This window comes from Bacillus sp. Root131 (assembly GCF_001429475.1).
Lineage (GTDB): Bacteria > Bacillota > Bacilli > Bacillales > Bacillaceae_G > Bacillus_A > Bacillus_A thuringiensis_S.
On the sequence record NZ_LMJQ01000001.1, the window covers coordinates 2,543,187 to 2,564,541 of the forward strand.

Below are 21,355 nucleotides of genomic sequence, written 5' to 3' on the forward strand. Positions count from 1 at the left end.
ACCTGCATTAAATTTTACTTAATAAGAAATCTTTGAGTTTCTCAACTTTTACATAAAAATAAAACTGAATTTTCAGTTATTTTTTATATAGTAAAAGAGAACGAATAAGGGGAGGGAACATGTTGAGTAAAAAGAAAATGGCAATTACACTGTCAGCAATGCTATCTGCAACAATTATACCTAGCTTTACTATGGATGTGCATGCAGAGAATAAGGAAGAGACTAAAAATACGAAAATTGAATTAGAAAATGGGATGACAAAGCCGATTTATTCTCTCGATGAAGCTATTATCGAAAATTTATATGTAGAGACAGAAGTTGATAGTGATCGCGACGGTAAGAAAGACAGAGTATCGATAAAAGTTATGCGTCCAAAGACAGATCCGAATGTGAAGGTTCCTGTTATTTATGAAATGAGTCCATATCGATCTGGATTAAAAGATGTTCCTGTATATAATGTAGATGAAGAATTGTATGCGTATGAAGGAAAACCGTATGGAGCAGTTAATCTTGGTTCGTATGGGAACTATTACGTGCCAAGAGGTTATGCAGTTATTCTAGGCGAAAGTATAGGTACTGGAAAATCAGATGGATGCCCTACAACTGGAGATGAACAAGAAATACTCGGTACAAAGTCTGTTATTGATTGGGTAAACGGTCGCGCGAAAGCATTTACAGAACAGGGTGAGGAAGTTCAGGCAAATTGGTCTACAGGAAATGTAGGTATGACTGGCGTTTCTTATAATGGTACATTACCAAATGCTGTTGCGACTACTGGAGTTGAAGGTTTAAAAACAATTATTCCAATCGCAGCAATTAGTAGTTGGTATGATTATTATTGTGCAAATGGTGCAGTCATTGCTCCAGGCGGATATCAAGGAGAAGATACAGATAATATGGCAGAAGCAGTACTGACAAGAAAGAATTCAGAAGTTTGTGGTCCGATAATGACAGAACTTACTGCTGGACAAGATCGGAAAACGGGTAATTATAACGATTTTTGGGATAAAAGAAATTATGTAAAAGATGCTAAAAATGTAAAAGCGAGTGTATTTGTTGTTCATGGTTTAAACGATTGGAATGTTAAAACGAAACAGTTCGCACAATGGTGGGATGCTCTTGGAGAAAATGATGTACCTCGTAAAATGTGGCTACACCAAGGTGTTCATGGTGGGACATCAAGTAATAACTGGCAGCAAACACAAAATAAATGGTTAGATTATTGGTTGTACGGAATTGAAAATGGAATTATGGATGAACCAATGGTTGATGTGCAAAGAGAAAATAAATCGTGGCAAAAGATAAAAAATTGGCCAGATCCAGCGGCTGTACCTTCAAAAATCCGTATGTATTTAAGTAATAAATCAGTCAATTTGCGACTAAGTATGGGATCGGTTAATAAAGTTTTCTCATTCGTAGATGATGCACAAATAAAATCAAATCAATTAGTAGCAAACCCAGAATTAGAAGTAGCCAATCGATTAGTATATACAATGCCTGTACTGCAAAAAGATACGCGTATAAGTGGTATACCAAAGATTTCAATTACAGGAAATATTGATCAATCTGTATCAAATTTAACAGCATTACTTGTTGACTATGGAGGAGCGAAGCCGGAAATCGTAACGAGAGGCTGGATGGATCCACAAAACTTAAAGAGTATAGAAAATTCAACGGCGATTCAACCGGGCAAAGATTATACATTTACATGGGACATGCAGCCAGATGATTATGTATTTAAAGTGTGGCATCAAATCGAAGTTGTTTTAATTGCAAGTGATTATGATTATACAATTAGACCGAAAGCTGGAACGAAACTTACAGTGAAATTAAGTGAAGTGACATTGCCGATTGTGAAATAAATATTTTTTCTAAAGAGCTTACTAAAGTAAGCTCTTTAATTTACAGTCTGAATTTTTAATTTTTATATTTCAAATTGGAAGGTTATGTAATACAATATCATTATATTCTATGGAAAGTGAGTGATATATTATGACAGTCAGCTCTTTCAAAATCTCATTAAAATTCGAGGTACAGGAAGATTAGTTGAATTGAAATCTTCCGTACGTAAAAACGGAGGAGAAAATAAATGTTTAGTTTTTATAGTACACTTTGTACGGAACTGTATGATTACACAAAACCAGTCGGTTATTCTTTAAATGGTGATATTGAGTATTACAAAGAACGTTTAAAAGATTGTAGAGGAAGAATCCTCGAAGCTGCAGTAGGTTCAGGGCGTGTCATCATTCCACTTCTAGAGGCTGGTTTTACAGTAGATGGGATAGATTATTCACCTGAAATGCTAGATTCTTGCCGTAAGCGCTGTAAAGAGAGAGGCTTACATCCTAATTTATATGAAGGAAGCTTGCAACAATTATCACTTCCGTATAAATATGAGGCAATTATCATTCCTACTGGATCTTTTTGTTTAATTGAAAATCGTGTCGATTCTATAAACGCATTGAAATATTTTTATGAACATCTTAATCCAGGCGGACGATTAATCGTAGATATTATGCTTCCGTATGACTGGAAGACTGGGGAAATTCATACATCGACTTTTTCTTTGCCGAGCGGAGACGGAATCACATTAGAAAATAAATCAATTGAAATAGATTGGCTGAACCAAGTTACTGTATCATATTTGAAATATGAAAAGTGGAGTAAAGGACAGTTAGTACAAACAGAACTACAACGCTTTGCGGTTCGTTGGTATGGAATAGAAGAGTTTAAACTTCTGTTAGAAAGTATAGGTTTCTCTAATATTACTTGCTCTGCTGAATATGCTTATAAAAACGAACCGTCAAGTGCAAATCAAATGTTTACTTTTGAAGCTGTGCGAAAAGAATAGAACTAATACTATGAATAAAAAAATAAGGCAATCGATTAAAAATCGGCTGCCTTATTTTTAATTTTATGTAATTGTTTATAGAGAAAGATCGGAGGGAAATAAATGAAACTTATATTAATATTTGGCCCACAAGCAGTTGGGAAAATGACAGTGGGTCAAGAATTAGCAACATTAACCGGTTTAAAACTTTTTCATAACCACATGACAATTGATTTAGTAAGTCCAATTTTTGATTACAGTACGACAGAAGCAAAAAGGCTAGTAAGTTTATTTCGTAATGAAATATTTGAAGAAGTATCTAAAAGTGATTTATCTGGAATGATTTTTACGTATATATGGGCATTTGACCTCCAATCGGATTGGGATTATATACATTATGTAGAAAGTATTTTTGAATCAAAAGGTGGGACAGTGTATTTTATAGAGCTGGAAGCGGAATTAGATGAAAGATTAGAACGGAATAAAAGTCCGAATAGATTAGAACATAAACCGAAAAAAAGAGATATTGAGTGGTCTCAAAATAATTTGAAAGAGACGATGAAAAAGCATAGATTAAACTCTCTTCATGGTGAAATTGAAAAAGAAGAGTATATAAAAATTAATAACACGTATTTGAGTGCAAAAGAAGTAGCGGAAATGATTAAAGAGAAGTTTCAATTGTAAAATTTTTGAAGTCTATTTCGTTTCCATTGTCTAAGCATTCTCCTACTAATTACATATACTATTTATGTTAAAATCGGTCGCTATTTTAATATATATAACTATACAGGGAAGAGGAGAGAATAAATTTGGAAAACGTAGAACAAGATAGAATTGAAAATCAAGTGTATTCAAATCGTGTAGTAAGATCAGAATTTGATGCGAATTGGGAAACTTGTATATCAAAGAGTGGTTATGTAATTTATGTAGCAACAAGTAATAATGCTGAAGTAATAGTGCTTCTTGCAGATGGTTCAAGTAAATTATTAATTTTTGAAAAAAGCGGTAAAGTAGTAGTAGGTGGCGGTGGAACAAGTCATTACAGTAAGCCGCATATTGCAATAAATATTTAAGGTAAAACATGTTAATTGAGAAGAAGCTGGAAAACGGTTAGTCATTCATATTTAGAGAATGACTAACCGTTTTTAAATGTGGTTTTTGAAGAATTATATAAGCAATATAAAAAGCATTTCCTATTTCGGCAAATGCTTTTTATATGTTATAGTATAATAGTGTCCTAAAGTAATGTTATTTTAATATATTTCAAATTTTGTTGTGTATTATTTTTATATTAAATTAGCACTAAAGTATTTTTTATATAAGGAGTAATAATTAGAGAAATGAAAAATATAGACTTTATACTAGAAAGTGATGAGGCATTAAAACCGTCTGAACGATTAGTGCTATTATTATTAGAGAAGCATAGAATGTTATATACGAACGATCTATTGGCATTATCAAATTTATCATATAAAACATTAACAGATTCATTAACGGCGCTTGTTTTAAAATCGTATGTGTTAAAGGAAACAGGTAAGGGAAGAAGACAGAATTGCTATAGATTAGTATGATAAGGCAGCTGTTTTAGAGAATTTTACATATGTTTTTTTCAAACGTAAGGTGAAAAAAGTTTTTTGTTTTCAAACGAAAAACTCAATATAAGAGGGACGAAGATAGTGGCGTTTCATTTTTGTAAACGTAATTATTTCTTCATTGAAAATACAAAAAAATAAACCGCATAAAACAGAAATAAAAAAACAATCCATTTTAAAAATGGATTGTTTTTTTTATTGGAATAATATTATTTGATATGTTGAAAGCATGAATAGCAGAATAAACATTACCTGTTTTATTTCATGCAACTGAACAAATATGATGAAAACTATGTGTATAGTTTTTTGCTTGCTTTTTCAGTAACTCTAATGAAATCATGGTCTTCATTGTTTAAAGGCAGTATTTTTAACATTATTGCTATTCAGCATTAAGCACAAAAAGGGATATATAATATTATTATGTAAACTTAAGGTTTTAAAAGGAAAATGTAATAATTAATAGAACATGTAGAAGGAGATGCTTAAATAGTTTGAAGGATGGGAGATTATTATGGAGCATTTACAATCAATAGCACAAGCTGTTATAAGTGGTCATAAGGGAAAAGTAGTGAAGTTTATAAAGGCGAGTCCAAGTATTGTTAACGAATGTAGTGAAGATGGCTGGACACCACTTCATTTAGCAGCTTATTTTGGACAAAAAGAAATAGCGAGTTTTCTTTTAGAAAGCGGTGCAGATATACATAGTAGAGCGAAAAACGAAAATGAAAATACGCCTTTGCAAGCAGCAATCGCGAACAAGCAAAGTGAACTTGTTGCTTTCTTAATTGAAAAAGGATCAAATGTAAATATTATGCAAAGTGGTGGCTGGACAGGACTTCACGAAGCGGCATTATTAGGAAATGAAGAAATAATTATGCTACTCCTTAAAAATGGAGCTAATAAGATGATAAAGAAAAATGATGGGAAAACAGCGTATGATATTGCATTAGAAAAAGGATATGATCACCTTTTACATCATTTGAAACAGGAAGTGAACTTATGATGAATAAATGGAGTGTTGGTATATTTTTATTTAATGAAGTAGAAGTGTTAGATTTTGCAGGACCATTTGAAGTTTTTTCTGTAACTGAGGTGAATGAAGAAAAACCATTTACTGTTTATACAGTTAGCGAGAATGGAGAAATGATTACAGCAAGGAATGGATTGAAGGTACAGCCAGATTATAGTATTGAAAATTTACCACCAGTGGATATTTTAATAATTCCGGGTGGGCTAGGTGCTAGAAAATATGAAATAAAAAATGAAATAGTAATAAAATGGATTCGCCAACAAATGAAAGAAGTAAAGCTGATGACTTCAGTTTGTACAGGAGCGTTATTACTGGCGAAAGCAGGTTTACTGGAAGGGTTAAAAGCAACAACACATTGGGCTAGTATTGAAAAGTTTAAAAATGAGTTTCAAAATGTTGAAGTTATAGAAAATGTAAAGTTTGTAGATGAAGGACATATTATAACATCTGCCGGAATTTCAGCTGGAATTAATATGGCATTTCATATTGTGAAAAACTTGTTAGGTGTGCATGTTGCGGAGGACACAGCGAAGCGAATGGAGTATGATATTAGTTTGCCAAATTAAAAAGCCCGGATTGGGCTTTTTATATTGAATGAATATAGTTAAGCTCTTCATCACTCAAAATAGGGCGAACAGATGCATTTGCATTTTCTTGTGCTTGCGTTCCTGACTTCGCACCAGGAATTACAACACTTACTGCCGGATGAGAGAGTACATAGCGAAGTGCAAGTTGCCCTAGGGTCTGATTTTTTTTTGAGAGCAACCGAAGTTTCTCTACGGTTTGTAAGTCTTCTTGAAACCAAGTTTCATTTGGCCAATCTTTGCGTAAATCTCCATCTGGAAAAATTGTTTTATTTGTAAATTTTCCAGTTAAAATGCCCATTTTTAATGGACCACGAATAACAGCCCCTAGATTTTTCTCTTGTAAGAATGGTAATATATCTTTTTCTGGTTTTCGATTTAATATATTGTAATCAAGTTGTACGATATCAATTTCGTTGTTGTTATTGAAATGATGAATGTATTGTAAATCATGAGTCGAAACACCGACTGCTCTTACTTTGCCATCACGTTTTAATATGTCAAATGCACGTAGAAATGCTTCTGTTTCTCTACGATTATGCCACCAAATATGACAAAAATAAAGATCAATATAATCTGTTTGAAGACGTTGTAAACTTGTTTCAAATACGGCGATGATTTTTTCAGGAGTATCATATACAGGAACGCCATTAGTGTCGTAGTGATGTCCGATTAAACCACCTTTCGTTGATAGTATAATATCATTACGATGTCCTTTAATCGCGGTAGCCACCAACTTTTCACTATGTCCTAAACCATACACATCCGCAGTATCAATAAAATTCACACCACACTCAATGGCTTTTTTTATAGCAGTTATAGATTGTTTATCGTTAACAGGTCCCCATTCATCACCACCGATTGCCCATGCCCCAAAACCTATTTCAGAAACAGTTATTCCAGTGTTACCTAATGTGCGGTAATGCATATTTCCCCTCCTTGTAAGCATGTTATAACATGGATATGTAGGGAAGGAATTTTGTGTGTGAAAAAACTCTTCTACAATAGTAGAAAAAGAATTACAGAAACTACTATTTTATAGCAGCATGTATAAAAAAAATCGGTGTAAATATGGAAATGTCGTCGAATGCTATCTTTAATTGGTTAATTTATGGGATATTTTTGTGAAGGAGTTTATTTTATAAGAATAGAATTTAGTTTAGTAAGAAAACGTGCCGATGGTAGTGAAAAATATGGGTTAGGGGGATTTGAATGAGGAAACTCAAACGAGTAAATGTTCCTAATATACCAGAGCAGTTATCACAACCTAGTGACAAGCGTAGGATAAATAAAAAGAAGTTAAGGCGACTTATTTTAATGGTCCTTTTTATTGCAGCAACTACTCTGTACGTTCAATATATTTTAACGAAACAACAAGAAGTAATTGATAAGAAGAAAGGTACGATTACGGATCAAAAGGAACAATTAGTATCTTTAAAGAAAGATAAAGATTCTTTAAAGACTAACATAGAAAATTTAACAGACGATGAGGAAGAAATTTTGAAGTTTGCGAGAAAAGAGTATCAATTTTCTAAGTCAAATGAAACTATATTTGTGATGCCCAAGTAATGAAAAAAATAGTTAGCCGTCGCTAACTGTTTTTTTTATGTATGAATGTAATGGTACAAGGAATAATCACATATTGTAAAAATGAAGAGTTTAAGCTATTTTCATAGATATGGAATATGCACTAAAATAAATGTTGTTAAAATTCTGTCAATTATATTATAATACAAGGTAAGCGGATACATTTTTTAATCAACGTTGAGTTCCTCGCTCATACGACTATTAAGAAACCCGTTATCCTCGTATACGAAAGGAAGATAGCTGTGTACGCTTCAAATACAATTTATATCGTAGGGGATGCGAAAGCACCTCAAAATAATCCCATTACTGAAAAGTTTAAAAGCTATTTCGTAGCATTTGTACTTGTTAAGGATACAGGGGAAATTGTAGATGTAGACTGCTCAGCGACAATTGCATTAACATCTCAATTTGTTAAATATTTATTTCTACATAAAAATATAAATGACCCGGCGTTAGTAATGGAAGTAAAGAACCGATATTTCGGCTCTTCTCAAAAAGCGTTACTTGTAGCGCTAAAAGATGCACAGAAAAAATATAATCAGATTGCTGCTTTGTCTACTCAATCATAGACAAAATCCAGCCGTAAGAATCATTCTTATGGCTGGATTTTTTTATTTCACATTATCATCCTACATCAAAAGTAAACGGAAACAAAGTAGAGAGATAGGAGAGTAAATGCCCAATAGGTTTACTTAATAATCTGTGGGTATAAATCTCCGGTGGATTAAAATTTCACTTCATTGGAGAACGAAAGGATGAACAAAATGAAAATTACAGATGTAAAAGTAAATCGTAGACGTGTAAAACTTCATACACCGTTTAAAACCGCGCTTCGTACTGTAACAGAAATTGAAAGTATAGATGTTTATATTCATACAGATGAAGGAGTGATTGGTAAGGGAGCTGCAGCCGCAACGCCAGTTATTTCGGGTGATTTCACCAGTGGAATAGAAGAAGCGATTTTAGGACCGATGCGTTCATGTTTAATTGGTCAAGATATCATTCAGTTTCAGCAGTTACTACAGCGCATTCAAATGAGTTGTATTAGAAATTCAAGTGCGAAAGCAGCGGTAGATATCGCTTTATATGATGTATATTGCCAATATCAAAAGGTGCCGTTATATGCATTGTTAGGCGGGAAGAAAGAAATTTATACGGATATTACAGTGAGTGTGGATGAGCCTGTATTAATGGCAAAAGAAGCGAAGAAACATATAGAAAAAGGATTTCAAACATTAAAGATTAAAGTGGGTAAAGAGGCGCATTTAGATTTGGAACGTATTGAGGCAATTCGAAATGTGGTACCAAGAAATACGACATTACGTTTAGATGCGAATCAAGGTTGGAGTCCAAAAGAAGCGGTCTCTATCATTCAAGGGATGGAAAATCGTAATTTAAATATAGAATTTATTGAACAACCAGTACACGCGAAAGATTGGGATGGGTTAAAGTACGTCAAAGATCGTGTGCAAACGCCAATTATGGCCGATGAAAGTATATTTTCAGCAAGTGATGCATTAAAGCTCGTTCAAGGAAGATATGCAGACTTAATTAATATTAAATTAATGAAATGTGGTGGCATACGTGAAGCATGGCGTATTGCAGATATCGCAGAAACAGCTGGTGTGAAGTGTATGGTGGGAAGCATGATGGAATCTTCACTTTCCGTTAGTGCTGTTGCGCATTTAGCGGCAGCGCATCCTAATATTCATTATTTTGATCTTGATGCACCGCTTTGGTTAATGGAAGAGCCGGAAGGAATGACTTATTCTGGATCAAAGGTAAACCTTCAATCGACAGTGAATAGTAAGTCTTAGGAGAAGAGACTAGTAAACTATTTTTTTAAGGGGGATATATATGAAAAAAGTAGGAACTGCATTTTTAACAACTTTATTTATATTTTCATCGTTTACATCGGCAAATGCTGAAGAAAAGAAGGATAATAAAGCATTTATAGATGTATCTGCTGCAACGTTATGGACAGCACCTGATGCATTAAGGCCAATCGATACACCGAGTGCAACAAATCCAGTGGATCTATGGAAATGGACGAAATCAATGACACTTGACGAGAAACTATGGTTAACAAATGCAAATAAATTAGAAACACAAGCGTTACTCGGTCAAGAAGTAACTGTTATTGATAAGAAAGGCGAGTGGGTGAAGGTATTAGTGCATGGACAGCCAACCCCACGAAATGAAGAAGGTTATCCGGGCTGGATGCCTGAAAAGCAATTAACATATAATCAAGAATTTGCAGATAAAACAAATGAACCTTTTGTGTTAATAACAAAGCCAACAGCGATTTTATATATAAATCCTTCTGAAAAACATAAATCACTTGAAGTCAGTTATAATACAAGACTGCCGCTATTAAGTGAAGACACAATTTCATACCGTGTATTGTTGCCAAATGGTCAGAAAGCATGGCTACGAAAAAATGATGGAACAGTTTACCGCTCTCAAACTGATATTCCAAAACCGACCGCTGATGATTTAATTAACACAGGGAAAATGTTTTTAGGTTTACCGTATATATGGGCTGGTACAAGTGGTTTTGGATTTGATTGCTCTGGCTTCACGCATACGATCTATAAATCGCACGGCATTACAATTCCGCGAGATTCTGGACCGCAATCAAGAGCAGGGGTTGCAGTTGATAAAGAAAACTTACAAAAGGGAGATTTAATTTTCTTTGCACATGATCAAGGGAAAGGTAGTGTCCATCACGTTGCAATGTATATTGGTGATGGCAATATGATTCACTCACCAAGAGCTGAAAGGTCGGTAGAGATTATACCACTAAATACACCAGGATATATAGAAGAATACGCTGGTGCTCGTCGTTACTTACCTTAAAAATAGAGGGGGTTTTTAAATGAAAAAAGTTGTTCGTTACTCATTAGTTAGTACTCTATTAGTTTCTTCATTTTTAGTTGGCTGCGCAAAAGAAAAAACTACAACAAAGCCGAAAGATGAAAAGAAAGTATTACAGTTACTAGAAACGGGTGAAATTCCGTCGTTAAACTCAGTGAAAGTCACAGATGGAATCTCGTTTAACGTTTTGAATAACGTAATGGAAGGACTATTCCGTCTATCGAAAAATGATGAAGTAATTGAGGCAGGCGCACAAAAATATGAAGTGAGTAAAGATGGAAAGACATATACATTTCATTTGCGTGATGCGAAATGGTCAAACGGAGATCCAGTAACCGCTCATGATTACGTATACGCTTGGAAGCAATTGATTAATCCAGATACCGCTTCTCAATATGCATACATTGCGTACGATGTGAAAAACGCTGAGAAGATAAATAAAAAACAACTAGGTCTAGATGAATTAGGAGTAAAAGCGAAGGATGATAAAACGTTCGTCGTAGAGCTAGAACATCCTGTACCGTATTTTACGAAATTATTAATTTTACCATCCTTCTATCCAATTAACGAAAAATATGCGAAAGAGCAAGGTGATAAATACGGATTAGAAGCAAATAAAGCGGTATATAATGGACCATTTACATTATCAGAGTGGAAGCATGAAGCTAGCTTTACAATGAAGAAAAACGATAAGTATTGGGATAAAAAAGAAGTGAAGTTAGATGAAGTAAACTATCAAATTGTAAAAGAAATTTCAACTGCGGTAAATTTATATGAAACAGATAAAGTTGATAGAGCTGTTATTTCTACAGAATTCGTGGATAAATATAAAAATAATAAAGAGCTAAAACAATATACAGATCCAGTTATGTACTTCTTCCGATTTAATGAAAATGTACCGATTCTTAAAAATAAAAATGCACGTCTTGCGCTAAGTACAGTTTTTGATAAGAAAGGACTTGCGGATTCATTTTTAAATGATGGTTCGGTTGCTGCAAACTATTACGTACCAAAAGGATTTTTAAAGGGACCAGATAAAAAAGATTTTAGAAGTACGGCAGGTGAGTTTAATAAAACTGATGTAAAAAAAGCGAAAGAATATTGGGAAAAGGCAAAGCAAGAAACAGGTACAGATGAAGTGACGTTAGAACTATTAAATTATGACTTAGAAAACTTTAAAAAAGTTGGAGAGTACATTAAAGAGCAGCTTGAGAAAAATTTACCAGGTTTAAAAGTGAATGTGAAATTGCAACCACATACGCAAAAATTAGCACTAGAGAAGAAGAAAGAATATGAAATGTCGTTATCACGCTGGTTACCGGATTATCCAGATCCAATGACTTACTTAGAAGTATTCCTTTCTGGAAGTAGTGTTAATAATACAGAATATGCAAACCCAGAATATGATGCGTTAATTAAGAAGATTAAAACAGAATTAGGTAATGATGAAAAGGCTCGCTGGAAAGCAATGCAGGATGCTGAAAAAATGCTACTTGATGATGCAGTAATTGCACCGGTATTCCAGCGCGGATTATCTTACTTACAAAAACCATATGTGAAAGATTTATATGTACATCAATTTGGTCCAGCTACAAGTTTAAAATGGGCAGATGTACAAAAATAAAAGAATGGGGAAACAGACTTCACGTATGTGATAGTCTGTTTTTTTGTACAGTTCCGAATGAAATATAGACATTTCATATGTTTTTTTACGACTTAAAAATAAAATTATTACTAAAATTCCAGTGTGAAATTTATGTAGAATCTTGTATAATTAACGTGTTTCTATGGAAACATTTTCTTGCGCTATTTCTATAGGATTTAATAGAACAAGGAAGGAAATACATACATGTATATAATAGACAAATAGAATGGAACATCATGTATAGAGAAAAAGGAGAGAAAAGATGGCGTGTCAAAGACAAGGGTTACAAGTTAATAACGATAGAAAGAGGGACAGAAGATGAAAATGAAGCATGCTTTTGGTCCTATAATTTTAGCGTGTGTGCTTTTTTTCATTATCATTCTAATCCCATCGAAAAGTTTAGTATCGCTTATTAGTGATAAGAAGGTAGAAGATGCGGCTACTTCTTTACAAAAAGAGAAATTACAAAGTGTTTTCTTACAGCAAAAAATGTTAGATAATTCACAGTATTTACCGATGTACGGTTCATCAGAATTTTTACGAATGGATGCATATCATCCGTCTAATTATTTCAAAGTAAATCCAGCTGGTTTTACACCGTTTTTAATTGGAACTGGCGGTACACAAAGTTTAGCTCATATTTTAAATATGACATCTACTATGGATGAATTAGAAGATAAAAAAGTAGTCTTTGTTCTTTCACCACAATGGTTTACAAAGACTGGTGTATCACAAGGGGATTTCACTAATAATTTCTCCAAACAACAAGCATATCATTTTATTTTTAATGATGAGATAAATCCAGAAATGAAGAAGCAAATCGCGAAACGGCTATTAGATTATAAAGTTGTTCAAGAAGATGATATATTAAAAAATTCATTAGAAGGTATTGTATATAATGATACGAAACATAACATAAAAGCAGGTTTAGTTAAACCACTTGCTTATATGCATCGAAATATTTTAGATCATAGAGATTTATTTAACTCTTTATTTAAAATCGAACCGATGAAAGAGAAAACAAATAGCGGACTTCGTTCAATTTCTTGGGAAGACGCACGTAAACACGCAGAACAAGAAGGGAAAGCTGAGTCTACTACAAATACATTTGGAATTGAAAATCCGTATTATCATAAGAATAATCTGAAGAAAAAACTTAAAGGTTTAAAAAACTTTAGAGCAAATGAAACATATGATGAATCACCAGAATATAATGATTTACAAATTATTTTAGATTTATTTAAAGAGAAAAATGTCAAACCGCTCTTTATTTCTGTACCTGTAAATGGGCCTTGGTATGATTATACTGGATTCCCGAAAGAACGCCGTGAAGTGTATTATAAAAAAGTTCGAGAACAGGTTGAGAAAGCAGGATATCCAGTAGTTGATTTCTCTGGCCATGAATATGATAAGTATTTCTTAAAAGATACGATTCATTTGGGCTGGAAAGGTTGGATTTATTTTGATGAAGCAGTGCAGAAATTTTATTCTGAGAAATAAAGTATAGAAATCGGAATGGCTATGAGCCGTTCCGATTTTTTTAGTATAGAGGATTTTGGTGAGGACAATTTGGGAATGCATGTATATCTTGAACCTGTCTATAATCATAATGTTTCATTGCGAACTGAGCTTGATAAAGGTATTCATACACATATAATTGACCATCATGCGCTGAACATAATACGCCGGAAGTTCCTTGCCCATTTATGAAGGAAATACCGATAGGGCGTCCGATTAAGTATGGTATTTTTTGCTGCCAATGCATAGGGGAATCACTCCTTTTTGAGATAATATACGAAAAGAATGATCGAATGGTTGCTTATCCATGTAAATGTAGATGGAAAGGTGTTATATAATTTCTGAAGATTAATTCATATATAAATAAAAAACCGCTATAACTTCGAATGAATTTATAGCGGTTTTTATTATATTCTTAAGCAAGATTTTTGCGCTTTTTTGTCCATTTTTTTATAACGAAGTATAAAAGTATAAGTACGACGCCACCAATTGCAAATGATTTCACATACGGACCAGCAATATCGTTTATATTCTCCCAATTTTCACCTAGTTTTTCACCTAAATAAATGAAAATAATAGACCAAGGGATAATCGCAAGTGCTGTTAATGTAGTGAAACGTAGTAAAGGCATTTTTGTAATACCAGCAGGAATTGAAATCGCATGACGCACTACTGGAATGAAGCGTGCTGTAAAAATGACGCCAGTTCCGTAACGATTAAACCAATCTTCTGCAGCATCTATTTGTTTTTTATGTATGAAAATATATTTTCCATAACGTTCTAATATAGGGCGTCCGCCGTATCGTCCAAGCCAATAAATAAAGATTTGGGCAATAACACCGCCAATTGTACCGAATACAACTGCGCCTATAAATGAGATACTACCATTGAATACTAAGTATCCTGCATAAGCAAGGACAATTTCACTTGGGATAATCTCAATCATAAGTCCAAGCATAATGCCCCAATAACCTAATCCTTCAAAAAACGTTAATACTGAATGAATAAAACTACTTAACATTGTTGCACCTTCTAATTTATGGATTTTTGAATATATGCCCCTTTACTTAATAATATAAAAGGTTCACTATATGTATATTATACCTTATTCATATAGGGGATTGCTATTTCAATTCTTTTATGTCTCCCATAAGTATTATAGTAAAGGATATAAGCCACGTTTTCATGAAGGGTTAATGAAAAGATTATTAAAAATTTCTTATAAAAAAATAGAAGCATTTCTGCTCCTATTTTTTAAGGCTTCACATCTAAGTTCTGTAAAAATAACGTTGCTGTTACGTAACGTTTTGCTAACATTTGTACATAAGCGGTATGTACAGAAAGGGTCGCAATAATAATAGCGTTACGAATTGCTTCGCGTTGTTCGTTATTAATTTGATCGAACTTGCTTGCGATTTTATCAGCTTTTTCTTTTACGATGTTTTCAATTGTATGAACTGTATCTGTTGCATTTAGTTGTAAGCAATTCCCTTGATTGAGTTCTTCAAATAGAGAAGAGTATGCTACATATAAATGAACAGGATTGATTAAATCATCACTTCGATCGGCTGGGTCATTAACGATAAGGCGTAATAGCTTACGAATTGATTCAAAATCAAGTGCTGTTTTTAAATCTTCGACAATGAACAGTAAGGCTGCTTGTTCAATCGAATATTTTTTCCCTTTTTGAGGAGAGCCAATCATTTCTTTTATATCTCGTTTCACCCAGTTTTGCATAGCAGTTACAGAGAAACTTGTGTTTTCAATCTGATTGCCAAGCGCAACTATTTCATTTAAAGAAAAACCGACATCAGTATCGTCAATTTTAATCAGCTTTTCAAAAATAGGTGAAAGTGCGGTAGTAATAAAAGCTGTAACGCTTTGTCCGCTTTCAATATCTTTTTTATGTGACTTTGCCCAAGCTTCTTGTAAAATACCGAGAGGCTTTTTCGTATTCCATCCTCTTAGTGATAGAAGAAGGGTAGCCATTTCGTTTCGTGTGAGATGAAATGTTTCCATCTTTTCACCTCCAAAATAATAAAAAGTTCTTATGAACTTATAATATGTTTTGTTTCATTTAAAGTCAATTCTGTTTTGCTTAATTTTTCCTTTGTCACCAAACTGTCGGAAGTAAATAATACTTGCATATTTCGACAAAAGTTCATATAATAAGTTCATAAGAACCTTTAAAATGTTCTTAAAAACAAATCTATCATTCTGAATTTACTAGAAAGATAGATTTCACATATATCTATATAAAAGGAGAATGGATATAATATGTTGAAAAAACTTGTAGCAGTAATGACAGCATTTATGGTTATCTTTGGGGCTAGCAGCTTTATGTTCGTAGATCATGCGGCAGCGAAAAGTTACAAATCTGGTAAAAAATCATTTACACCAAGTTCAGGTCAAAAGTCAAAAGTTGATTTAAACAAAAAAGACTCAAATGTAAATTCTCAAAAAACGACTCCAGATTCAAAAACGAAAGCAACAAACACAGCACCAAAAAGTAATAAAGGAAGCTTTATGAAAGGTTTATTACTAGGTGGTCTTGGTGGTTTACTAATGGGTAGCTTATTTGCAAATATGGGAGCTCTTGGTTCTGTATTAGCGTTTATGGTAAATATGTTAGTAATGGCTGGTATCGTAATGTTAGCAGTTCGTGCATTTAAATACTTCAAAGACCAACGTAAAAAGAAGGCAGATGAAGTAGCATGGAAACAATAAAAATTTCTGAACAAGAATTAATAAATGCGCTTTGCGTATATATAGCTGAAAAAAGACAAGTGGGTCCAGAAGAAGTGTTAGTTGAACTCATGTATGACGATGACTACGGTTTCTCTGCGGAAGTAGAGGTAAATGGTCGCCAGCAAATTTTAATTCAAGCAAACTTAATCGAAGCATTACGCTTATTGCTTGACAGAGAATATAATGTCAATTCATTCGCAGCGAGATTACAACTTGAATTAGATGATGAAGAAGGTATTTACGCATTAGCGAAAATTAATAGTGACGAACAATAAGACTGTTAGGGCTTCATGCTCTAGCAGTTTTTTTATTTTAATTTCTATTATTAGTATGTTTCCTATTTTGGGATAAAATTCAATTATTAATAAATGAATGAATTGGTAAAAATATGTTATTCTTATTAAGAATGTTTTATATTAATAGGAGGATATTATGAAAAAGAAATTATTAGCAACAATAGCTGCGGTATGTTTATCTTTAACTGCTTGTAATTCAACGGAGCAAACAAAAGATGTACAAGCGAACGAAAAAAAAGATAACAATACTGAACAGCAAACAGCAAAAACTAGCCCGAAAGCTAAAGAGATAAAAGAAAAAAGTGCAGTGGAGAGATTATCACAAGATCATAGTGTTTCGTTAGAAGGTGATGGCGCGAATTCTTCTGATTTTTTTTGAGTTAAAATCCGGATTTGTTATTGCGGAAGTAGAACATACAGGAGAAAGTAATGCAATTCTAGAGTTAAAAGATGAACAAGGTAATGACTCTGGTTCACTTTCGAATTTTATTGGTAATGGAAAAGAAAAACGTGTAGTTTTATTAAACAAGAGTGGAAAATATTTTATTAATCCAATGGCAGATGGTCACTGGAAAGTGAATATGTCTCAGTCTATTCCAATAGATAAAGTAGTAACAGCTCCAGGAACAATTAGTGGTCACGGATCTGATGTTGTTTTTGTGAAGCTTGAAAAAGGTTTGAAAGAATTGCATGGTGTACATAAGAATGGTGAAAGTAATTTTGTAGTTGATTTAAACGATAGCATGATATTTAATGAAATTGGTGCTGCCGATACTACGAAAAAAGTACCTGTAAAAGAAAATGGTATACATATATTCACTATTCAAGCTGATGGTGATTGGACAATCGAAGTGAAATAATTTGAAAAGCTCTCCTTATGTTTTTGATAAGGGGAGCTTTTTGACAAATAAGTCTTATTAAATAATTTCTTGTTGTTTATAGAAATCTTTATAATTTGTTTGGAATTTATGCCATAAATTATTCATCTTTCGTCTACCGATATCTACCATCGGATTAAACTGAATTGCAGCTTTCTGACGAACAAAGTGAACGTTTTGAATGGCGTGATATAATTGTTGGTCGACTATATCACGTTTTTTACTTGCATATTTAGCAATTGATAGACCTGCAACAGTTCCTTGCGCCATCGCAATTTTTCCGCTTTCAATGCCTGTAATATTGCCAGCTACAAATAAACCTGGAAGAGGGGTTTCCATTGTTTCGGAATGGAGAGGAACGTGTCCGCCTAATTCTGAAATGTAATGGAAGGGACAACCAGCTACAGCTGCAAGTTCGGCAAGTGGGTATAATCCCCCGGCAATACAAACAAAATCTGCTTCATATATTTTCTCTGATCCATTAATAACATTTCCTTTAGAGTCAATATTAGCAATACGTACACCTTCAACTTGATCTGTTCCGATAATTTCAAGAGCTGCTTTCCGAAGGTGAAGTGGCGTTCCGTTTATTTTCATTCCGCTGTTTGGATAGAATGTTAATCCAGCTTTTCGAATCCAATCATATTTCATAAAGTGGCTACCTATTCGTAAAATAGCAGAAGGAGCGAGATGTGCTGCATTTAAAAGAGAGTTTAAAACTTCTTCAGGTTCACCAGCTTTTTGACTTAACTCGCTTTTTTCAGGGAGTACAATATGATCTACTTTAATTCCCGCTAATTGCAATTCACTTAAAATGGCGAAAGACAAAATGTTAGCACCAATAATGATTCCTTTTTTTCCAACTTGCACGCGATGAACATTTGTCATAACTTGAGCTGCTCCAATTGACATCACTCCTGGAAGTGTCCAGCCTGGAAGGGGAATAAAATATTCCGCAGCACCAGTAGCAAGTAGTACGAACGGTGCTTCTAACGTACCGATATTAGTATGTACAAACCAATTGTTTTCATCTTTATCTAAATTATAGACCGAAACACCGCACCTGATATGTACTGAAAGTGATTCTGCTTCTTCATGAAGTCGCTTCGATTCTTCTATTCCGTTCCACCATTCTCCAGTAGGCTCTTGATGCAACTGTCCTAACAATCTCCCGCCCGGCTTCATAAATTCATCAATAACGAGCACTTTTAGTCCGAAACGAGCACAAGAGATAGAAGCAGATAATCCCGTTGGTCCTGCACCAATGATAATTACATCACTCATCGTTTTTTCACCATCTCTCTCACGATATTCGGATGCTGTTTCCCGCTTTCAACAACCATGTTTTCTTCTACAACAGTTAAGCATGCGCGTACATTTGTTTGATTATTTACTGTCACGCGGCATTCGGAACAGTGCCCGATATTACAATAAATACCTCGCGGTGTCCCGCTATCTTCATGAACTCTTAATGTCCGTATTTCATTTGCTAACAGGGCAGCAGCTATCGTTTCATGTTCATATGCTTCGTATTGATGACCGTTAAATTGAAAAGTAATACGCTCACTACTTTGTAAAGTACCTAAAATAGGGTGATGTGTAATTCTATTCATTTACTTTCACCTACCGATCCAAAAGTAACTGCACGTATTGGTGGTTGATATTTTAACGGTAGTTCATTAAGAGTTACGTCAGGATTCGCATTTTCTATCATTCGATCTATCATTATTCTGCATGTGCGACCACCGCAAAATCCCATGCCAGCACGTGTTCTTAGTTTTAATTCTCTTGCCGAGCAGTTATATTCAGCAATTGTCGATTGAAGTTGTCCATATGTAACCTCTTCACAACGACAAACGATTAAGTTGTTTTTATTTGTCATATGTATTCCTCCTCTAGTTCGGTTTGCACAAATTATATATGCAAAAATCATGCCAATATAGAGGGGAGAGGGCTACCTATAAACGCCTGATTGGTGCATACTGATTCTTTATTGAAGTCCGAGTTTCTTTAAACGGTTATATAAAGTAGCCCTTGTTACGCCAAGTTGTTTTGCGCATTCTAATTTATTCCCATTTAAAATTCGTAAAGCCTTTTCAATAACTTTTTTCTCATGCTCATCCATCTCTTCTTGTAAAGAAAGGATTGTATTATTGTTGCTGAGTAATAGGGAATGAGCTGTATGGTTGTCTAAAGTTTCAGTCGTATGAAATGGTAAATATTCTTGTTTTATAATTCCGTCTGTTGCGAATACCACAAGCCGTTCAACAACGTTTCGAAGTTCGCGAATATTACCTGGCCAATTGTAATGAAGCAGTTCATGCATAATGCTTGAAGGTAGGTCACGAATTGGTCGGTTATAGTTGATCGAAAAATCGTTTAAGAATGAGTATGTGAGTTCGATAATATCCTCTCGTCTTTCACGCAGCGGTGGAATATGCAGGCTAACTACATTTAAACGATAATATAAATCTTCTCGGAAAGTTCCTTTTCTCATTTCTTCTTGTAAATCCCGATTTGTAGCAGCGATAATGCGGAAATCAATATTAATTTCTTTTTCTCCGCCAACTCGGTAATACTTTCGTTCTTGTAGTACACGTAACAGTTTTACTTGCATATCGAGCGGCATTTCGCCAATCTCATCGAGGAATAAAGTACCGCCTTGTGCGAGTTCGATTTTACCTTTTTTCCCTTTACTATTCGCTCCAGAAAAGGCCCCACGCTCGTAACCGAATAATTCACTTTCAAATAAAGCTTCTGGAATTGCCCCGCAGTTAATCGAAATGAAAGGCGCCTTCGCTGCTTCACTTGCTTCATGAATTGCTTTCGCAAATACTTCTTTTCCAACTCCGCTTTCCCCAAGTATTAAAACAGTTGATTTCACCGAACAAACTTTTCTAGCTAATTGTATCGTTCTTTGTATAACAGGACTTTTCCCATTCATCGCAAGGAATGGATCGGATTCATCTTTATACTTTGCCACTTCTTGTTCTAAACGGTGCATTTCATGTGACATATTAAATAGTTTTTCATTTAAAGCGACTTGATTTGTAACATCTGTTTCTGAAACGACTGCTCCTATAATTTCATCATTACAATAAACTGGATTTGAATTAATTAATACGAATAAATCGGGACGAGGCTGATGGAACTGAGCGACTATATTTTTTCCATCATGTAAAGATTGTAAAATTTCCAAGTCTTTATAATCAAAAAAACGAGTAATCGGTTGCCCAATAATCTCATTATGGTTGACTGAAAATATTTTTTCAGCACCATCTGTCCAAGTTCGAACGCATTCTTTACTATCAATGACTGTAACAGAAGAGTCAGTTGTTTGTATTACGGTGTTATAAAATGACTGTAGTTCATTGTAGGACTTATAAAGAAATGGAATCATTTGCTGAGAGGTTATACAGAATATCGGCTCATCGTTTTCGTTAAGGATGATAACAGCTAATTCATAAGAAAAAGCGTCAATTAATGCAGTGAATGAGTCATCTACATAAATAATGGCGCAATTATATTCTTCTGTAGTAGAAGGGAGATAATAAAACCTTCCGTTTACTTGCTTAATGTGATTAAGGCTACATGTATGATCGATTAAAATACTTTCCAAAAACTCTTGTATAGTCGGAAATGAAAATGCCATAATATCCTCCCGTTATGTATAAAAAATTTGACAGTGATAAAAAAATAATACACCTATTTACTATAAATTTGAATTATTTTTACAAATAAAAATATTGTTTATGGAAATTGTATATGTG

At 34.0% G+C, this 21,355-nt stretch carries 23 protein-coding genes and 1 pseudogene; 16 read left to right on the forward strand and 8 right to left on the reverse strand.

Annotated elements, in window-relative coordinates; translation table 11 throughout:
* Positions 1–122: 122 nt before the first annotated feature.
* From ASE54_RS12745 to ASE54_RS12775, 7 genes are all read left to right on the forward strand, one after another.
* Complete coding sequence (locus tag ASE54_RS12745; RefSeq protein ID WP_014895280.1) at positions 123–1,862, forward strand: Xaa-Pro dipeptidyl-peptidase; 1,740 nt, start codon at positions 123–125, stop codon at positions 1,860–1,862.
* 227 nt (positions 1,863–2,089) lie between these two features.
* On the forward strand, positions 2,090–2,851 hold the full coding sequence (locus ASE54_RS12750; protein WP_000490921.1) for a class I SAM-dependent methyltransferase: 762 nt from the start codon (positions 2,090–2,092) through the stop codon (positions 2,849–2,851).
* 102 nt (positions 2,852–2,953) lie between these two features.
* Positions 2,954–3,514 (forward strand): AAA family ATPase, encoded by a 561-nt coding sequence (locus ASE54_RS12755; RefSeq protein WP_000767068.1) that lies wholly within the window; start codon positions 2,954–2,956, stop codon positions 3,512–3,514.
* Positions 3,515–3,639: 125 nt separating this feature from the next.
* Positions 3,640–3,903: a hypothetical protein gene (locus ASE54_RS12760; protein ID WP_000432425.1), complete on the forward strand. Its 264-nt coding sequence runs from the start codon at positions 3,640–3,642 to the stop codon at positions 3,901–3,903.
* Between the two features lie 267 nt (positions 3,904–4,170).
* Entirely contained in the window at positions 4,171–4,401 is a 231-nt protein-coding gene (locus ASE54_RS12765; RefSeq protein ID WP_000789031.1) for a hypothetical protein, read from the forward strand.
* Between the two features lie 532 nt (positions 4,402–4,933).
* Positions 4,934–5,425 carry an ankyrin repeat domain-containing protein gene (locus tag ASE54_RS12770; protein WP_000400677.1) on the forward strand — a complete coding sequence of 164 codons (492 nt, stop codon included), beginning with the start codon at positions 4,934–4,936 and terminating at the stop codon, positions 5,423–5,425.
* Positions 5,422–6,018: a DJ-1/PfpI family protein gene (locus ASE54_RS12775; protein ID WP_000981426.1), complete on the forward strand. Its 597-nt coding sequence runs from the start codon at positions 5,422–5,424 to the stop codon at positions 6,016–6,018. The genes ASE54_RS12770 and ASE54_RS12775 overlap by 4 nt, the downstream gene beginning before the upstream one ends.
* Positions 6,019–6,037: 19 nt before the next feature.
* On the opposite strand, the gene ASE54_RS12780 is transcribed toward ASE54_RS12775, so the two are convergent.
* Positions 6,038–6,964, reverse strand: coding sequence for an aldo/keto reductase (locus ASE54_RS12780; RefSeq protein ID WP_000559372.1), 927 nt, complete (start codon positions 6,962–6,964; stop codon positions 6,038–6,040).
* A gap of 284 nt (positions 6,965–7,248) precedes the next feature.
* On the opposite strand from ASE54_RS12780, the gene ASE54_RS12785 reads away from it, so the two are divergent.
* The 6 genes from ASE54_RS12785 (at position 7,249) to dltD (ending at position 13,645) form a co-directional block, all read left to right on the forward strand.
* Positions 7,249–7,605: a septum formation initiator family protein gene (locus tag ASE54_RS12785; RefSeq protein WP_001228728.1), complete on the forward strand. Its 357-nt coding sequence runs from the start codon at positions 7,249–7,251 to the stop codon at positions 7,603–7,605.
* Between the two features lie 260 nt (positions 7,606–7,865).
* On the forward strand, positions 7,866–8,192 hold the full coding sequence (locus ASE54_RS12790) for a DUF3870 domain-containing protein (protein WP_000271316.1): 327 nt from the start codon (positions 7,866–7,868) through the stop codon (positions 8,190–8,192).
* Positions 8,193–8,378: 186 nt separating this feature from the next.
* Positions 8,379–9,440 (forward strand): dipeptide epimerase, encoded by a 1,062-nt coding sequence (locus ASE54_RS12795; RefSeq protein WP_001038453.1) that lies wholly within the window; start codon positions 8,379–8,381, stop codon positions 9,438–9,440.
* 40 nt (positions 9,441–9,480) lie between these two features.
* On the forward strand, positions 9,481–10,482 hold the full coding sequence (locus tag ASE54_RS12800) for a C40 family peptidase (RefSeq protein WP_000755414.1): 1,002 nt from the start codon (positions 9,481–9,483) through the stop codon (positions 10,480–10,482).
* Between the two features lie 19 nt (positions 10,483–10,501).
* Entirely contained in the window at positions 10,502–12,124 is a 1,623-nt protein-coding gene (locus tag ASE54_RS12805; RefSeq protein WP_000758269.1) for a peptide ABC transporter substrate-binding protein, read from the forward strand.
* 339 nt (positions 12,125–12,463) lie between these two features.
* Positions 12,464–13,645, forward strand: a complete 1,182-nt coding sequence (gene dltD, locus ASE54_RS12810; protein ID WP_000782292.1) for a D-alanyl-lipoteichoic acid biosynthesis protein DltD — start codon at positions 12,464–12,466, stop codon at positions 13,643–13,645.
* Between the two features lie 40 nt (positions 13,646–13,685).
* Here dltD and ASE54_RS12815 read toward each other — a convergent pair whose 3' ends face one another.
* The 3 genes from ASE54_RS12815 to ASE54_RS12825 form a co-directional block, all read right to left on the reverse strand.
* Entirely contained in the window at positions 13,686–13,910 is a 225-nt protein-coding gene (locus ASE54_RS12815; protein ID WP_000558692.1) for a hypothetical protein, read from the reverse strand.
* Between the two features lie 168 nt (positions 13,911–14,078).
* On the reverse strand, positions 14,079–14,684 hold the full coding sequence (locus ASE54_RS12820; RefSeq protein WP_000952913.1) for a DedA family protein: 606 nt from the start codon (positions 14,682–14,684) through the stop codon (positions 14,079–14,081).
* Between the two features lie 233 nt (positions 14,685–14,917).
* A complete protein-coding gene (locus tag ASE54_RS12825; RefSeq protein ID WP_000447231.1) occupies positions 14,918–15,682 on the reverse strand; it encodes a DUF1836 domain-containing protein in 765 nt (254 codons plus the stop codon).
* A 258-nt stretch (positions 15,683–15,940) separates the two neighbouring features.
* On the opposite strand from ASE54_RS12825, the gene ASE54_RS12830 reads away from it, so the two are divergent.
* The 3 genes and pseudogenes from ASE54_RS12830 to ASE54_RS12840 all read left to right on the forward strand — a co-directional run bounded on the left by ASE54_RS12830 (position 15,941) and on the right by ASE54_RS12840 (position 17,567).
* Positions 15,941–16,390, forward strand: a complete 450-nt coding sequence (locus ASE54_RS12830) for a hypothetical protein (RefSeq protein ID WP_000914478.1) — start codon at positions 15,941–15,943, stop codon at positions 16,388–16,390.
* The gene (locus tag ASE54_RS12835; RefSeq protein ID WP_000447761.1) at positions 16,378–16,686 is read left to right on the forward strand and encodes a YxcD family protein; all 309 of its coding nucleotides are present in this window, start codon (positions 16,378–16,380) and stop codon (positions 16,684–16,686) included. Before ASE54_RS12830 ends, ASE54_RS12835 begins: the two co-directional genes overlap by 13 nt.
* 157 nt (positions 16,687–16,843) lie before the next feature.
* Positions 16,844–17,567, forward strand: a pseudogene (locus ASE54_RS12840) (hypothetical protein).
* A gap of 57 nt (positions 17,568–17,624) precedes the next feature.
* Here ASE54_RS12840 and ASE54_RS12845 read toward each other — a convergent pair.
* The 4 genes from ASE54_RS12845 to ASE54_RS12860 all read right to left on the reverse strand — a co-directional run bounded on the left by ASE54_RS12845 (position 17,625) and on the right by ASE54_RS12860 (position 21,237).
* Complete coding sequence (locus tag ASE54_RS12845) at positions 17,625–18,869, reverse strand: NAD(P)/FAD-dependent oxidoreductase (protein ID WP_001286109.1); 1,245 nt, start codon at positions 18,867–18,869, stop codon at positions 17,625–17,627.
* Positions 18,866–19,198, reverse strand: a complete 333-nt coding sequence (locus ASE54_RS12850; RefSeq protein WP_001080019.1) for a (2Fe-2S)-binding protein — start codon at positions 19,196–19,198, stop codon at positions 18,866–18,868. The genes ASE54_RS12845 and ASE54_RS12850 overlap by 4 nt, the downstream gene beginning before the upstream one ends.
* The gene (locus ASE54_RS12855) at positions 19,195–19,467 is read right to left on the reverse strand and encodes a (2Fe-2S)-binding protein (RefSeq protein WP_000182619.1); all 273 of its coding nucleotides are present in this window, start codon (positions 19,465–19,467) and stop codon (positions 19,195–19,197) included. The genes ASE54_RS12850 and ASE54_RS12855 overlap by 4 nt, the downstream gene beginning before the upstream one ends.
* A 108-nt stretch (positions 19,468–19,575) precedes the next feature.
* Positions 19,576–21,237, reverse strand: a complete 1,662-nt coding sequence (locus ASE54_RS12860; protein WP_000885736.1) for a sigma 54-interacting transcriptional regulator — start codon at positions 21,235–21,237, stop codon at positions 19,576–19,578.
* Between the last annotated feature and the right edge of the window lie 118 nt (positions 21,238–21,355).